We start from the raw sequence: 15,186 nt of genomic DNA, 5'->3' as shown, positions 1-15,186 counted from the left end.
GGCTGCCGGATCGCTCCGGCGAACGGGTCCGGTGCGGCGGCGTGACGGCCGCCGCACCGGACCCGCGAAAGCCCTACTGCTTGGCGGGGGTGTCGCTGACCTTCACCTGGCCCGACGCGATCTTCTTCTTCGCCGCGTCGATCTTGCCCTGGATGTCGTCGATGAAGCCGCCCGAGGTGGACAGCCGCACACCGTTGTCCTTGAGCGTGTAGCTCTTGTTGCCGGTCAGCGGCTTCTTGTCCTTGACGCTCTTGACCAGGTCAAAGACCGCCACGTCGACGTTCTTCATCACCGAGGTGAGGATCGAGTTCTTGTACTGGGCCAGACCCGGCTGCTGGTACTGGTCGGAGTCGACACCGATCGCCCAGGTGCCCTTCTTGCCGGCGACCGTCTCGATCGAGCCGTTGCCGGACTGGCCGGCCGCGGTGTAGATGACGTCGATACCGGCGTCGAGCATGCCCTTGGCCTTGCCCTTCGCGGCGGCCGGGTCGTTGAAGCCCTTGTCGTCGTTGGCGTAGAGGTACTCGGAGGTGACCTTCGCCTTGGGGTCGGTGTCCTTGACGCCCTGCTCGAAGCCGGCCTGGAACTTCTGGATCAGCGCGTTGTTCACACCGCCGATGAAGCCGACCTTGTGGGTCTTGCTCTTCAGCGCGGCGGCGACACCGGCGAGGTAGGAGGCCTCGTTCTCGGCGAAGACCATGCCGTAGACGTTCTTGGCCTCGGAGGGCGAGTCGACGACACCGAAGGTGGTCTTCGGGTAGTCCTTGGCGACCTTGTTGACGGACTTGCCGTAGTTGAAGCCGACACCGATGACGGGGTTGTAGCCCGCCTCGGCCAGCGAGGACAGCCGCTGCTCGCGGTCCGCCTCGGTCTCGCCGTTCTTGGCGGTCATCATCTTGGCCTTGACGCCGAGGTCCTTCTCGGCCTTGTCCACGCCACGGGCCGCCGCCTCGTTGAACGAGTGGTCGTCCCGGCCGCCGACGTCGAAGGCGAGGCCGACGCCCTTGTCCTTGCCACCGGACTCGGTGGACGACTCGCCGCAGGCGCTCAGCGAGAGCGTGAGGGCCGCGGTGGCAATGCCCGCGGCAACGATCTTGGATACCCGGTGCACGGTGGGCCCCTTCGACTCGTAGCGCCTCCGTCGGCGCTGATTCCGCGGAATCGTAACGCGCGTAGATGCCAGGTAAAGGGGAGCTTGGCAGCCGTTATCGGATCGTCGCGAACGGCAGCTGACCGGGAGAGTTACGGACGGTTACCGTCGAGCAGCGCAGCAGCGGTGAAGAGCTCCACGCCGACCTTGATCGCCGCCTCGTCCACATCGAAGTCGCCGCGGTGCAGATCGTGCCGGCTCGGCTCGCCGGGCGCCCTCACGCCCAGGCGGGCCATCGCGCCCGGGACGTGCTCCAGGTACCAGGAGAAGTCCTCGCCGCCCAGGGACTGCTCGGTGTCCTCGACGCTGTGGGCGCCGCGCCGGGCGGCCATGGCGTCGTGCAGCAGCTGGGCGCTGGACGCCTCGTTGACCACCGGCGGCACTCCGCGGACGTAGGTGATCTGCGACTTCGCGCCGTACAGGGCGGCGACCTCGTCGATCGCGGCGTGCACCGTGTCCGGGGCCTTGCGCCAGGCGTCGAGATCGAGGCAGCGGACCGTGCCGGACAGCTCGGCGTGTTGCGGGATCACATTGCAGGCGTGTCCGGACTCCACCCGGCCCCAGGTGACGGCGAGCCCCGCCCGGGCGTCGATCCGGCGGGCGAGCAGCGCCGGCACATCGAGGGCGACCCGGGCGGCGGCGGTGACCATGTCGGTGGTCAGATGCGGGCGGGCGGTGTGGCCGCCGGGCCCGTCCAGCGCGACCTCCAGCCGGTCGCAGGCCGAGGTGATCGCTCCCGTACGCAGCCCGATCCGGCCGGCGTCGACCCGCGGGTCGCAGTGCACGGCGAGGATCCGGCCGACGCCGTCCAGCGCACCGGACTCGATCGTGTCGGGGGCGCCGCCCGGCAGCACCTCTTCCGCGGGCTGGAAGATCAGCCGCACCGGGCGGGGCAGCGCGCCGGCGCGGGCGAGCTCGGCCAGGACCAGGCCGGCGCCGAGGACGACGGTGGTGTGGACGTCGTGGCCGCAGGCGTGCGCACGGCCGGGGACCGTGGAGGCGTACTCGACGGTCTTGGTGTCCGGGATGGGCAGCGCGTCGATGTCCGCACGCAGGGCCAGCAGGGGGCCGGTGGCGCCGGTGTCCGTACCGATGTCGCAGATCAGACCGGTGCCGGTGGCCAGGACGCGGGGCCGCAGACCGGCCCGCTCCAGGCGGTCCTTGATCGCGGCGGTGGTCCGGAACTCCTGGTTGCCGAGCTCGGGGTGCCGGTGCAAGTCGCGGCGGAAGGCGCTGAGTTCGGCGCACAGCGCCTCGGGGAGGGCGCCGGGGAGCGGGGCGGTGTCGGCAGCGGCGTCAGCGTCGTCGGTATCGCGGGACATCAGTTGGTTCACCTGTTGAAGGTTACGGGCCCTGATGGGGCAACTGTCCCTCGATCAACAAAAGTTCAGCCTGTTAGGGGAAGGAAATCTGATCCGCTCGGCGCATGGACCGATGACGAGAGGGGTATGCAGTAAGGCTTCGCGCAGTGGGATTCAGCCGGCGGCCATCCGCTGGGTGAAGGGCAGTCGCTGCACGTCGCGGGCGGTGCCGGTGACCCCGTCGAGGAAGCCCTGTGCGCGCGGTGAGGCGTGTGCCGTCAGCCACTCCGGGTCGATGTCACAGACCGCCACCTTCACCTCCGTGCCCAGCAGCGCCAGCGGCAGGGTGTGGACGACGGTCGAGGGGAAGCTGACGATCAGCCGTCCGATGGGGCCGCGCCGGGCGATCAGTTCGAGCGGCAGATCGGGGCGTACGACCTCCAGACCGGTTTCGTTCGCGAGCCGGTGGAGCTTGTCGGTGCTCTCGCGGCGGTGCGCGAAGTAGCGGGTGGCGCCGTGCGTACGGGCCAGGGTGCCGACCGCCGTCAGATAGCGGTCGACGTCCACCACTCCGGTCTCCACCAGCGAGGTGCCGACGATGTCGGCGGCGCGGGTGAGCCGGGGCGGGCCGAAGCGGCCGCGGGTCCAGGCGAACTCGTTGGTGGTGACGCGTACGCCCGGCGGCACCTCTACGGGCATCGAACTGAACAGGCCGACGGTGCGCCGGCCGCCCTCGGGTGCCGGGGTGAGCCGGCGCCGCGCGGTGGCCGAGAACGGTGCGAAGACCAGGTCCCGCGCGCCGCGCCCGCTGCCGTGCCGGTGCCAGCGCACCAGCCGCTCGCCACGGGCGAGTTGGGAGATGAACTCCATGGTGGCGGTGCCGTCGTCGACCACGACCAGGTCGCGCGCCCTGGTGAGGGTGAGCAGCAGCTGGACGTAGCGGGAGAACGGGTCGCCGATGACGACGCGGCGGGCGCGGCGCAGCAGCGGGGTGAGTCCGCCGATGGTGCGCAGCGGCGCGGTCGGGCCGCCGCGGGCCTCTTCCCAGCGCACCGTATGGCCTTCTTCGCGGGCGAGTTCGGCCATCCGGCGCAGCTGTCCGCGGGTCATCGGGTCGTGCGGGGAGAGCACGACGACGGTGAGCGCGGTGGCCTTGGCCGTGTACGCCCATTCCAGGACGTTCAGCAGCTGCACCGGGGACTCGACGAAGGCGAGGGTGCCGGTGTCCGGGGCGGCCTCGCCGGTGCGCTCACCGGCGCGTGCGGTCCGGTTGCGCTGCCGCGGCACCCCCAGGAGACGACGGGCGGGAGTACCCGTCGTCTCCTGGGGCGGGACCTCGGCGCCGGGCGTGGCGGGCGCGGCGCTGGTCCCTTCAGGTGAGCTCACCTTGGCTCCCGTCGGTTTTCGGTCGGGTCTCAGACGGCCGCCGGCTCGACGTCGACGCCGGCGGCCTCAGCAGCCTCCGTCTCGGCGACCACGCCGGTGACGCGGCGCAGCTTCTTCATCGGGCCGAGCTCGCTCTCGTAGACCTTCTTGACGCCGTCACCGAGGGACTCCTCGATGGTGCGGATGTCGCGGACCAGGCGGGACAGGCCGCCGGGCTCGACGGAGGCGGCCTGGTCGGAGCCCCACATGGCGCGGTCGAGGGTGATGTGGCGCTCGATGAAGGTGGCGCCGAGGGCGACCGCGGCGAGGGTGGTCTGCAGACCGGTCTCGTGGCCGCTGTAGCCGATCGGGACGTTCGGGTACTCCTCCTGCAGGGTGTTGATCATGCGCAGGTTGAGCTCCTCGGCCTTGGCCGGGTAGGTGCTGGTGGCGTGGCAGAGCAGGATGTTGTCGCTGCCCAGGACCTCGACCGCGTGGCGGATCTGCTTCGGGGTCGACATGCCCGTCGAGAGGATGACGGTGCGGCCGGTGGCGCGCATGGCGCGCAGCAGCTCGTCGTCGGTGAGCGAGGCGGAGGCGACCTTGTAGCAGGGCACGTCGAACTTCTCCAGGAAGGCGACGGACTCGACGTCCCAGGGGGAGGCGAACCAGGCGATGCCGCGCTTCTTGCAGTACTCGTCGATGGCGCGGTAGCCGTCCTCGTCGAACTCCACGCGGTGGCGGTAGTCGATGTAGGTCATCCGGCCCCAGGGGGTGTCACGCTCGATGTCCCACTGGTCGCGCGGGGTGCAGATCTCCGGGGTCCGCTTCTGGAACTTCACCGCGTCACAGCCGGCGTCGGCGGCGGCGTCGATCAGCGCGAACGCGTTCTCCAGGTCGCCGTTGTGGTTGATGCCGATCTCGCCGGTGACGTAGACGGGGCGGCCGGGGCCGGCAACGCGGTCGCCGAGGGTGCGGAGGCGGGAGTTGCTGCTCATGGGGAGGATTCCTTCGTGTGGATAAGGGGGGTGTGCGGGGTGGGGGTCTGGGTGAGTTACAGGGACGGGCCCAGCAGCCAGGCGGCGATCTCTCGGATCGCGCCGCTGCCGCCGGGCGTCGCGGTGACCGCGCGGGCCGCGCCGCGCACCACGTCGTGCGCCCCGGCGACCGCCACGGGCCAGCCGACGAGGTCGAAGCACGGCAGGTCGTTGACGTCGTTGCCGACGTAGAGCACGCGCTCGGGCGCGATGCCCGCTTCCTCGCACCACTGCTTGAGGGCGAGGTCCTTGCGGTCGATGCCGTGCAGGACGGGCACCTGCAGCTTGCGGGCCCGTGCGGCGACGACCGGGTTCTTCTCCGTGGACAGGATCAGCAGCTTCAGCTCCGCCTTGCGCAGGGCCGCGATGCCGAGGCCGTCGCCGCGGTGGACCGCGACGATCTCCCGTCCGTCGGAGTCGATCAGCACCCGGTCGTCGGTCTGGGTGCCGTCGAAGTCGAGTACCACCGCGTCGATGTCGTCCATGGTGGGCAGGGCCCGGGGCGGGTGGGGGTACCCCCTGCACGAAGTGCTTGGGGGAGAGTCGAGCAGCGGCGCGAGCGCGCGGGCGCGGGCGAGATCGTGCGGATCGTCGATCTCCAGCACCCGGGCGGGGTCGGTGCGGACGAGCTCGGTGCGGCCGAAGAAGCGGTGGCCGCTGGTGCGGAAGCCGGCCGCGTCCATGGCGTAGGCGGCGCCGGTCTCCAGCAGGTCCTGGGGGCGGTCCTGGCGGCGCGGCCGGAAGGACTTGTCGTGGTTGACGCCGTAACCGCCGGTGGTGGTGCCGGCCGTGGTGACGGTGGCCCGGTCGGTGGACTGCGCGGCGGTGGACTGGGCGGGGATCGCCGCGCCCACCCCCGCGTCGTCCGCGGCGTCCCGCCAGACGAAGCCGTGGAACGGTGCGACGGTCAGCGCGCTGTCGGCGCCGCCCTCGACGACCGCGGCGGCCACTCCGTCGATGTCCTCGCGGACGATGAACGGGCTGGTGCACTGGACCAGCAGCACCGCGTCGACCTGCCGGCCCTGTTCGGCCTCGTAGGCGTCCATGGCGTGCAGCACGGCGGCCTCGCTGGTGGCGGTGTCGCCCGCGATGTCGCCGGGGCGCCGTACGACGACCGCTCCGGCGCCGCGCGCGGCGGCCGCGATCCCGGCGTCGTCGGTGGAGACCACGACATCGGTGACCAGGCGGGCGGCGCGGCATTCGCGGACCGCGCGGGCCACCAGGGGCACTCCCCCGACGGCGGCGAGGTTCTTGGCGGGCACGCCCTTGGATCCGCCGCGGGCGGGGATGACGGCAACCACGGTCGGCGGGCTGCTCTGCGGGCTCTGCGGCATATCGGGCTCCTTCCGGGGGCCGCCGGGGCTCCGGGGGCCGGCGGGCGGCGGGGTGGTCACAGCTGCCCCCAGCGGCGGATGGCGGGGGCTACGCGCTGGACGCCGTGGCGGTAGGCGCCGCGGGCGGCCTCGCGGACCGTGTCGCGGGCGACCCGGCGCAGTCCGCCGGTCTCCTCGGGGGCGTCCGCGTAGCCGGCGACCGGCTCGCCGTGCGGGTCCAGGCCGTGCCGGGCGAGGATGCCGGGCAGGTAGCCGGGGGCGGTGCGGGGTGTGTAGTACGGGGTGATCGGCGGCAGGGCGTCGGCGGTGCGCAGCTCGGTGACCTTGGCGCGGGCCGCGTCGAAGGCCTTCTCATACGTGCCGTCCGCGGCGACCCCCTGCCGGGCCAGCCACTCCTGGTCGGGCTCGGGGCGGTGGCCGGCGTCCAGCTCGTCCCAGGAGGCGAGGCAGCCGGAGCCGAGGAAGTGGTGGTTGCCGAGGATCTCGCGGATGCCGAGGTCGGTGAGGACGGCGGTGGGGATGCCGCGGTGCAGCGATTCCAGCGCGGCCGTCGAGCTGACCGTCACCATCAGGTCGGTGCGGTCCAGGACCTCGCCCATGTTGCCGTACACCAGGCGGCAGTTGGCGGGCAGTCCGCCGGGCGCCTTGGTGGCGAGCTTCTGGTAGGGCAGTTCCTCGATATGGGTGGTGTGCTCGCCCGGCTTGCTGCGGAGCTTGATCAGCACCTCGCGGTCGGGGTGCTTACGGGCGTGCTCAACCGCCCTGCGCAGCAGGTACGTCCGGTCCGCGCGGCTCTCCGGGACGGAGGGCTGGGCGGCGAACACCACGGTATAGGGGTCATGCGCGCCGGTGCCGCTGTCGGCGGCGTGGCCGGTGTAGCGGTCGCCGCCGAGGAAGGGCAGGGCGCATTCGACGACGCTGCTGTCGTCGGCGCCGACGCCGCGGTAGACCTCGCGGAACCGGTCCGCGTCATGGCGGGAGTTGGCGAGCACCACATCCGCGCCGTGCCGCAGCAGCAGCCCGTCGGCGAGCTTCTCGTAGACGACACCGACATAGCCGGTGACGACCACAGGGCGGCTCTTGGCACCCTGCCAGGCGTGGGCGAGGCCGTGCAGCATCGCCTGCACCGCGCCGCCGACACAGGCCAGCACGACGACGTCGTACTGCGTACGGTCGAGGGACCGCACGCTGTCCTTCATCTGCTCCAAGAAGGTGACGCCCCTGATTTCGCGCAGCGAGTCCGCACGGGCGCCGACCTCGTCGAGCTGGCGGACCGTGGGAGTGGCGCGGCCGCGGAGCAGATAGCCGTCGAGCCGGATGTCCGGTTGGATTCGGTACGCTGTCAAAGCGCCCCATTTCCACCGGGTATCCGAGTCGGCGAGCACGGCGACTCGCGGCGAAGAAGTGGTACGTGATGGCACGTTGAAGACGCTAGGAAGGCATTCCGTTTGGCGGGCCAACTGGGCCGCAACAAACGGTTAACAGCGGGTCGACGAATGGCGAACCGGCCCGATTGTCGGCCTGGTTAACCATCCCGCCATTCTTCGTTCACCTTGAGGCCCGCGCCCCGTAAAGACGAATGCCGACTCCGCACCTAACGTCACCCAGGTGGTTAAGCTCTCCGTCATCGTGCCGTTCTTCAACGTGCAGACATACGCGCCCGACACCCTGAAAAGCCTGGCGGCCAACGCCCGCGAGGACTTTGAATTCCTGCTCGTCGACGACTGCTCGCGCGACGAGACCCCGCAGATTCTTCAGCGCGCCGAGCGCGAGCTGCCGGGCGCCAGACTGCTGCGGCACGAACGAAACGGCGGCCTGGCCACCGCCCGTAACACCGGCCTGGACGAGGCCCGCGGCCAGTACGTCACCTTCCTGGACGGCGACGACTGGCTGGCCCCCGGCTACTTCCCCGAACTCCTCTCCGTCATCGAGGAGTTGGGGTGCGACTTCGTCCGCACCGACCATGTCCAGTGCACCGCCCGGGCGCGCACCGTGCACCGCGTCCCGCACGGCCGGCGCGGTGTGGTGATGGACCCGCGCGACGTCATCCTGCCCGCCGACCGCTCCACCTCCGTCGACTACGCCTACGCCTGGGCCGGGATGTACCACCGCCGGCTGCTGGACGACGGGGTGCTGCATTTCAAGGACGGGCTGCGCACCGCGGAGGACCGCCCGTGGATCTGGCGGCTGCACCGCGAGGCGAAGTCCATGGCGGTGGTCGGACTGCTCGGCGTTTTCTATCGGCGGGGTGTGGCGTCCTCGCTCACCCAGATCGGAGACGTCCGGCAATTGGACTTCATTCGGGCCTTCGATCAGGTGATCGAAGAAACCGCACAAGATCGCGATGCGGATCTGCTGCTCCCGAAGGCGGTGCGCACCTATTGCGCGATCATTTCCCACCATCTCGGTTCGATCGAACGATTCGAACCGCAGGTCGCCCGTAAATTGCGCTCGATGAGCGCCGCGGCCATGAAACGCATGCCGCAGGACGTACTGAAGGAAGCACTGGATTCGATGGATGTGCAGCGCGCGTCCCGGCTGCGGCGGCTGCGCCGTCGCCCCGTCCCGGCGGAGGTCGCCGCCTGATGCCCACCCGACCGCGTACCCAGATCTTCATGGCGTCCACGCTCTACGGCGCGGCGACGCTGGCCGCCGCGCTGGACGCCGACTGCTTCGCACCGGCCGACCGCCGGCTGCTGCTGCTCAGCAACAACGCCACGACCCCGGAGACCACCGCGTCCCTGGACACCATGCCGGGCTTCGCGCGGCTGCGCGGCCGCTTCGACCGGGTGCTGTCGTGGAACGAGACGATCAGCCCCTTCCACCCCGGCGGCTGGTCGCCGCGCCCGGACGACGTCCCGCTGTGGGAGCGGCATCTGCGGCTGCTGTGGGGCCTGGGTGACGACCACATCGAGCTGGTCGTGGAGTCCATCCAGGTCAACCCGGCGCTGGCGATCGCCCAGCTGTTCCCCGACGCCCCGATCGACGTCTACGCCGACGGGCTGATGAGCTACGGCCCCACCCGCAACAAGCTCGACCCGCTGGTCGGCACCCGTATCAACCGGCTGCTGCACCTGGATCTGGTACCGGGCCTGACGCCCCTGCTGCTGACCGAGTTCGAGGTCGAGGCGCAGACCGTACCGACCGACGCCTTCACCAAGGTGCTCAGCGAACTCTCCGACACCGGCGGTGAGTTGGACGTGCCCGAGGGCGCCGCGCTGCTGCTCGGCCAGTACCTCTCCGCACTGGGCATCCTCACTCCCGAGGAGGAGGAGGACCTGCATGTGCGGATGGTGCGCGGCGCCGTCGAGCGCGGTCACCGCGAGATCGTCTTCAAGCCGCATCCGTCCGCGCCGGCCCGCTGGTCGACGCTGCTGGAGCGGGAGGCAAAGAAGCTGGGCATCGAGCTGACCGTGCTGGACAGCCCGGTGCTGGCCGAGGTGCTCTACCAGCGGATGCGGCCCGCGCTGGTCGTCGGCTGCTTCTCCACCGCGCTGCTGACCGCGGCCACGTTCTACGATCTGCCGACCGCGCGCACCGGCACCGGTCTGCTGCTGGAGCGGCTCACGCCGTACCAGAACAGCAACCGGGTCCCGGTCACGATCGTGGACGCTCTGGTGCCCGACCTCGGCGACCGCAGCGAGCGCCCGCGCGCCCTGGCCACCGCCGAGAGCATCCAGGGGCTGGTCGCCGCCGTCGGCTATGCGATGCAGCACCAGATCTATCCGCAGCTACGGCCGGCCGCCGAGCGCTATCTCGCGGCCCACCTCGACCCGTACACCTGGCGCTACTTCAAGCGCCGCCGGCTGACCGCGCTGGCGCTGCCCGGCGCGATCCCCTCCCAGCTGTCGTTCATCCCGCGCAACGCCACCGTCCGCAGGGTCGCGCGCCGTGCGCGGGCGGTGCAGCGGCGGCTGAAGAAGCGGGCCGCATTCGGATGACCACGCCCCAGCTGACGACCGGCGCGCCCTCCGTCGCGCCGGATGTCGTCACCACCGCCCCGAGGCCCGCAATACGGGGGCGCAGCCGCGACAGCTCGTCGCGGCTGCGCGCCCTGGACGGGCTGCGGCTGCTCGCCGCCCTGATGGTCGCCGCGTACCACTACGGAGGGCGCGGCGGCGAGATAGCGCAGGCCTGGGGCGGTTCGCCCGCCCACCAATTCCCCACCGCCGCCCCGCTGTTCGCCTACGGCTGTCTGGGCGTCCAGATCTTCTTCGTGATCAGCGGCTTTGTGATCTGCCTCAGCGGCTGGGGCCGGACGCTGCGCGCCTTCATCGCCTCCCGGATCTCCCGCCTCTACCCGGCGTACTGGGCGGCGATCCTCCTGATCACCGCGGTCTTCGCACTGCCCTGGGTCGCCTACAAGGCGCTGCCGCCCAGCGAGGTGCTGACCAATCTGACGATGCTTCAGCAGCCGCTCGGCGTCCACCGGGTACTCGGCGTGTGCTGGACCCTCTGGGCCGAGATGCGGTTCTATGCGCTCTTCGCGCTCTGTGTCGTCCTGCCCGGCGCCACCCGTGGCCGGGTCGTGCTCTTCTGCGCGGGCTGGACGCTGGCCGCGGCGCTGGCGCAGGCAGCGCACCAGCCCTTCCTCGACACCGTCCTGATGCCCGAGTACGCGCCGTTCTTCATCGGCGGCATCGGCCTGTACCTGCTGCACCGCTACGGCGCCCGCGATCCGATCGCCTGGGCGATAGTGCTGGTCAGCTGGCTGGTCGGCCAGCACTACGCGGTCGCCGGGCTCTGGCACGCGCCCTCGGCGACCGCCTTCTCCTACCGCTCGACGGCCGGCATCATCGCCGTCGTCACGATCGGCTTCGCACTGGTCGCGGCGGTCGCGCTGGGCAAACTCCGCTGGGCGAACTGGCGCTGGCTGACCATCGCGGGCGCGCTGACCTACCCGTTCTATCTGGTGCACGAGCACCTGGGGTGGGTCGTGGTGCGTGCGCTTCACCGCGGGGCCGGCCTGCCGTCGTACGCGACGCTGATACTGACCGTCGGCCTGATGCTGCTGCTGGCGTGGGTGCTGCACCGCTGGATCGAGCGCCCGCTCACGCCCGCACTGAAACGGTCGATCGACCCCCGTCGCTGATCAGCTCCCCGCGACCCGGCCCGCGGTGGCCTCGATCCCGGCGACGATGATGCGCAGCCCGGCCTCGAAGGACCGCTCGACGTCGCCGAACATCACACGCCCCGCCGACGCCGCGAGCGGATAGCTCTCACCGAGCTTCTGCTCGCGGTCGACCAGGTCGTAGGCCGGATCGCGGGTCGCCGGCGCGCCCGGCTCCGGATGCACCGACTGCTCCTCGATCACCAGGCCGATGGTGAAGTTGTACCCGGTCCACCAGGCCTGCGCCGCGTCGTCCAGCGTGAAGCCCGCTTCGGTGAAGCGGCTCATGAAGCGTTCGAGCGGCAGGGCGTAGCTCTCGTCGGTCATCCGTGTGCCGCTGAAGACCTTGCCGCCGTCGCGGTAACCGAGCAGCTCATGGCGGAGCCCCCGGCAGGCGGTGACGAGGGTTTCCTGCCAGGTGCGGCCGAGAACCGTCCCCTCGGGGCCCTCCCCCACCAGCTGTCCGGTCATCCGGCGGAACATCTCGGTGGCCATCTCGTCGAGCAGTTCCTGTTTGTTCTTGAAGTGCCAGTACAGCGCGGGCGCCTGGACGTTCAGCTCCTTTGCGATACGGCGCAGGGTGAGGCCGTCGAGACCGACCTCGTTCAGTAGCCGCAGGGCGGTTTCCACCACCAGTTTTCGGTCGATGCGCGATGCCATGTTGACAACTTAACACCGTTAAAGCCATGCTCGGAACCATGGAACTTAACAACGTTAAGGGCGTCTTCGACGCCGCCGTGCCAAAAGCCGGTGCGACCGTCGACGTACTGATCGCCGGCGCGGGCCCGACCGGCATCGCCCTCGGCATCGACCTCGCCCGGCGCGGCGTGCGCGCCCTGATCGTCGAGCGGCAGGACCGCCTCTCGCCCGGCGCCCGCGGCACCGGACTGCAGCCGCGCACCCAGGAGGTCTACGACGACCTCGGGGTACTGGACGCCGTACGGGCGGCCGGCGGCCTCTACCCGGAGATGGCCCGCTGGGAGGACGGCCGGATCGTCGAGACCCGCGAGATGATCGAGCGGGTCGATCCGACGCCCGCCGCGCCCTACTCGAACGCCCTGATGGTGCCGCAGTTCCGCAATGTGGAGCTGCTGTACGCGCGGCTGCTGGAGCTCGGCGGCAGTGTGCTCTTCGGCACCGAACTCGTCGAATTCGACCAGGACTTGGAGGGTGTGACGGCGAGCGTCCGACTGGTGGACGGCGCCGGCCGGCGGACCGTACGCGCCGCCCTGATGGTCGCCGCGGACGGCGGGCGCAGCACCGTACGCCGGGCCCTCGGCGTCGGGATGAGCGGTCCGTCGCTGGAGCCGGGCGCCGCGGTGCTCGCGGACGTCCGGGTGGACGGGCTCGACCGCCACCACTGGCACCGCTGGGTCCTGCCGAACGGCGGGTTCGTCGCCCTGCTCCCGCTCGCCGGCACCGACCTCTTCCAGGCCTTGGTCGCGGCGCCCACCGACGAGCCGGACACCTCGCCGGAGGCGGTCCGCGCCCTGATCGCGAAGTACACCCACCTCACCGCGGAGCAGGTCCGCGAGGTCGTGTGGGCCTCCGTCTTCCGCCCCAAGGCGGGTATGGCCGACACCTTCCGCATCGGCCGGGTCTTCCTGGCCGGCGATGCCGCGCACATCCACTCGCCGGCGGGCGGCCAGGGCCTCAACACCAGCGTCCAGGACGCCTACAACCTCGGCTGGAAGCTCGGTCAGGTGCTGCGGCACGGCGCCCCGGACAGCCTCCTCGACACCTACCACACCGAGCGCCGCCCGATAGCCGAGCGCATCCTGGAGACCAGCACCCGGCTGCACCGCTCCGGCTCACTGCGCCGCGGCCGGGATCTGCATCAGCTCGACATCGGCTACCCCGACAGCCCGCTGACGAAGGAACTGCGTACGGACGTCCCCGAGGGCGCGCTCATGGCCGGCGGCCGGGCCCCGGACGCCCCCTGCCACACCGCCGACGGCAAGCCCACCCGGCTCTTCGACGCCTACCGGGGCCCGCACTTCACCCTGCTCGCCCTCAACGGCACCGATCTCGACACCGATCTCGACCCGACCGCGCTGCCCTCCGATCCCGACCTGCTGCGCATCGTCCGCGTCGGCGGCCCGGCTCCCGACCTGGTCGACACCGACGGCCATATCCGTGACGCCTACGGCAGCGACCCGGCTCTCTTCCTCATCCGCCCCGACGGCTACCTCGCCCTGGCCGCACCCGCCGAGAACGCCACGGCGCAGGCGCTCGCCGGCCTGGCCCCGTACTTCGGTGGGAGCACGAGCGCGGGCGCGACACCGGCAGCGCGGTGACAAGCGCGCGAGGCCGCACCAGCGGATGTCCGCTGGTACGGCCTCGCGCCGGGGACGGGCGCCTGAGGGGGGTGGGGCGCCCGGGGCGGTGCTCCGCCCAGAAGGTCCAGGGCCCTAGAGGACCAGGGAAAGCAGCAGGACGCACACGATCCCGACGACCGAGATCAGCGTCTCCATCACCGACCAGGTCTTCAGCGTCTGGCCGACGTCCATCCCGAAGTACTCCTTGACCAGCCAGAACCCGGCGTCGTTGACATGGCTGAAGAACAGCGATCCGGAGCCGATGGCCAGCACCAGCAGCGCGCCATGGGTGGTGCTCATCTCCGCGGCGAGCGGGGCGACCAGCCCGGCGGCGGAGATGGTGGCCACCGTCGCGGAGCCGGTCGCGAGCCGGATGGCGACCGCGATCAGCCAGGCCAGCAGCAGGGTGGAGAGGTGCCAGCCCTTGGAGACGTCCAGGATCATCTGGCCGACACCGGCGTCCACCAGCGTCTGCTTGAAGCCGCCGCCCGCGCCGACGATCAGCAGCACTCCGGCGATCGGGGCGAGCGACTTCTCGACGGTGGAGGCGATCCGGCCGCGGGTGAAGCCGGCCGCCCGGCCCAGCGTGAACATCGCGACGATGACGGCGGTCAGCAGCGCGATCAGCGGAGAGCCGACGACGTCGAAAACCCTCTGGACCATGTGCTCCGGATTGTCGACGACGATGTCCACCAGCGCCTTGGCCAGCATCATCACGACGGGGAGGAGGACGGTGGCGACGGTGATCCCGAAGCCGGGGCGCTTCGCCAGCTCGTCCGAGGCGCGCTCGGCCTGCGGGTCGGAGGTCTCCCCGGAAGCGTGCAGCATCTTCTCGGGCGGGCGGATGTCCACCCAGCGGGCCGCGTAACGGGAGAAGAGCGGACCGGCGATGATCGCGGTCGGGATGGCGACGACCACGCCGAGCGCGAGGGTGATGCCGAGGTTGGCGCCCACCGCGTCGATGGCGACGAGCGGGCCGGGGTGCGGCGGGATCAGACCGTGCATGACGGAGAGTCCGGCCAGCGCCGGGATACCGATCCGCATCAGCGAGAAGTTGCCGCGCTTGGCGACCAGCAGCACCACCGGTATCAGCAGCACGATGCCGACCTCGAAGAAGATCGGCAGCCCGACGATCCCGGCGATCAGCACCATCGCCCAGGGCATCGCCCGCCGGCCCGACTTCGCCAGGATCGTGTCGACGATCCGGTCCGCGCCGCCGGAGTCGGCGAGCAGCTTGCCGAGGACGGCGCCGAGCGCGATCAGCACACCCGTGCCCGCGACCGTCGTGCCCAGCCCGGTCGAGAAGCTGGTGATGGCCTTGTCGAGCGGCGCACCGGCCACCGCGCCGAGCACCAGCGAGCCGATGATCAGCGACAGAAAGGCATGCAGCTTGAACTTGGTGATGAGCAGGACGATGACGGCTATGCCGGCCAGGACGGCGATGCCCAGCTGTGCGTGACCGGCCGAGGTGATGGGCTCGGCCGCATCCGCTGCGAGCATCTCGACGCTGAGATGTGTCACGGCGATTCCCTTGGTTGGAGGGGGGAGGGGGAGGGGGTACCGCGTACAGG

The 15,186-nt window shown here is 71.0% G+C and carries 12 protein-coding genes; 4 read left to right on the top strand and 8 right to left on the bottom strand.

Going from position 1 to position 15,186, the window contains the following annotated elements; all coding sequences use genetic code 11:
* Window positions 1–73 precede the first annotated feature (73 nt).
* The 6 genes from DY245_RS37925 to DY245_RS37900 form a co-directional block, all read right to left on the bottom strand.
* Window positions 74–1,111, bottom strand: a complete 1,038-nt coding sequence (locus tag DY245_RS37925; protein ID WP_128511645.1) for a BMP family lipoprotein — start codon at window positions 1,109–1,111, stop codon at window positions 74–76.
* Window positions 1,112–1,242: 131 nt separating this feature from the next.
* A complete protein-coding gene (locus DY245_RS37920) occupies window positions 1,243–2,472 on the bottom strand; it encodes an amidohydrolase (RefSeq protein ID WP_128511646.1) in 1,230 nt (409 codons plus the stop codon).
* A 153-nt stretch (window positions 2,473–2,625) separates the two neighbouring features.
* Window positions 2,626–3,837 (bottom strand): hypothetical protein, encoded by a 1,212-nt coding sequence (locus DY245_RS37915; protein ID WP_128511644.1) that lies wholly within the window; start codon window positions 3,835–3,837, stop codon window positions 2,626–2,628.
* A 29-nt stretch (window positions 3,838–3,866) separates the two neighbouring features.
* The gene (locus DY245_RS37910; protein WP_128511643.1) at window positions 3,867–4,814 is read right to left on the bottom strand and encodes an N-acetylneuraminate synthase family protein; all 948 of its coding nucleotides are present in this window, start codon (window positions 4,812–4,814) and stop codon (window positions 3,867–3,869) included.
* A 56-nt stretch (window positions 4,815–4,870) separates the two neighbouring features.
* Entirely contained in the window at window positions 4,871–6,187 is a 1,317-nt protein-coding gene (locus DY245_RS37905) for an acylneuraminate cytidylyltransferase (RefSeq protein WP_128511642.1), read from the bottom strand.
* Between the two features lie 56 nt (window positions 6,188–6,243).
* Window positions 6,244–7,572, bottom strand: coding sequence for a DUF6716 putative glycosyltransferase (locus tag DY245_RS37900; protein ID WP_181924045.1), 1,329 nt, complete (start codon window positions 7,570–7,572; stop codon window positions 6,244–6,246).
* 223 nt (window positions 7,573–7,795) lie between these two features.
* Here DY245_RS37900 and DY245_RS37895 point away from each other — a divergent pair, with 223 nt between their 5' ends.
* The 3 genes from DY245_RS37895 to DY245_RS37885 are packed head-to-tail and all read left to right on the top strand — an operon-like array spanning window position 7,796 to window position 11,279.
* Window positions 7,796–8,773, top strand: a complete 978-nt coding sequence (locus tag DY245_RS37895) for a glycosyltransferase family 2 protein (RefSeq protein WP_128511640.1) — start codon at window positions 7,796–7,798, stop codon at window positions 8,771–8,773.
* Complete coding sequence (locus DY245_RS37890) at window positions 8,773–10,128, top strand: alpha-2,8-polysialyltransferase family protein (protein ID WP_128511639.1); 1,356 nt, start codon at window positions 8,773–8,775, stop codon at window positions 10,126–10,128. The genes DY245_RS37895 and DY245_RS37890 overlap by 1 nt, the downstream gene beginning before the upstream one ends.
* Window positions 10,125–11,279: an acyltransferase family protein gene (locus DY245_RS37885; protein ID WP_128511638.1), complete on the top strand. Its 1,155-nt coding sequence runs from the start codon at window positions 10,125–10,127 to the stop codon at window positions 11,277–11,279. Before DY245_RS37890 ends, DY245_RS37885 begins: the two co-directional genes overlap by 4 nt.
* Here DY245_RS37885 and DY245_RS37880 read toward each other — a convergent pair whose 3' ends face one another.
* Window positions 11,280–11,957, bottom strand: coding sequence for a TetR/AcrR family transcriptional regulator C-terminal domain-containing protein (locus tag DY245_RS37880; protein ID WP_128511637.1), 678 nt, complete (start codon window positions 11,955–11,957; stop codon window positions 11,280–11,282).
* A 38-nt stretch (window positions 11,958–11,995) separates the two neighbouring features.
* On the opposite strand from DY245_RS37880, the gene DY245_RS37875 reads away from it, so the two are divergent.
* Window positions 11,996–13,594, top strand: a complete 1,599-nt coding sequence (locus DY245_RS37875; RefSeq protein ID WP_128511636.1) for an FAD-dependent monooxygenase — start codon at window positions 11,996–11,998, stop codon at window positions 13,592–13,594.
* A 114-nt stretch (window positions 13,595–13,708) separates the two neighbouring features.
* Here the strand turns inward: DY245_RS37875 and DY245_RS37870 are convergent, their stop codons facing one another.
* Window positions 13,709–15,136 (bottom strand): GntT/GntP/DsdX family permease, encoded by a 1,428-nt coding sequence (locus DY245_RS37870; RefSeq protein WP_128511635.1) that lies wholly within the window; start codon window positions 15,134–15,136, stop codon window positions 13,709–13,711.
* Window positions 15,137–15,186 lie beyond the last annotated feature (50 nt).

It is taken from the genome of Streptomyces inhibens, assembly GCF_003389455.1.
GTDB classification, from domain to species: Bacteria; Actinomycetota; Actinomycetes; order Streptomycetales; family Streptomycetaceae; genus Streptomyces; species Streptomyces inhibens.
The sequence above is the reverse complement of the archived record's forward strand: the minus strand, read 5'-3'. Positions and strand labels throughout refer to the sequence as shown.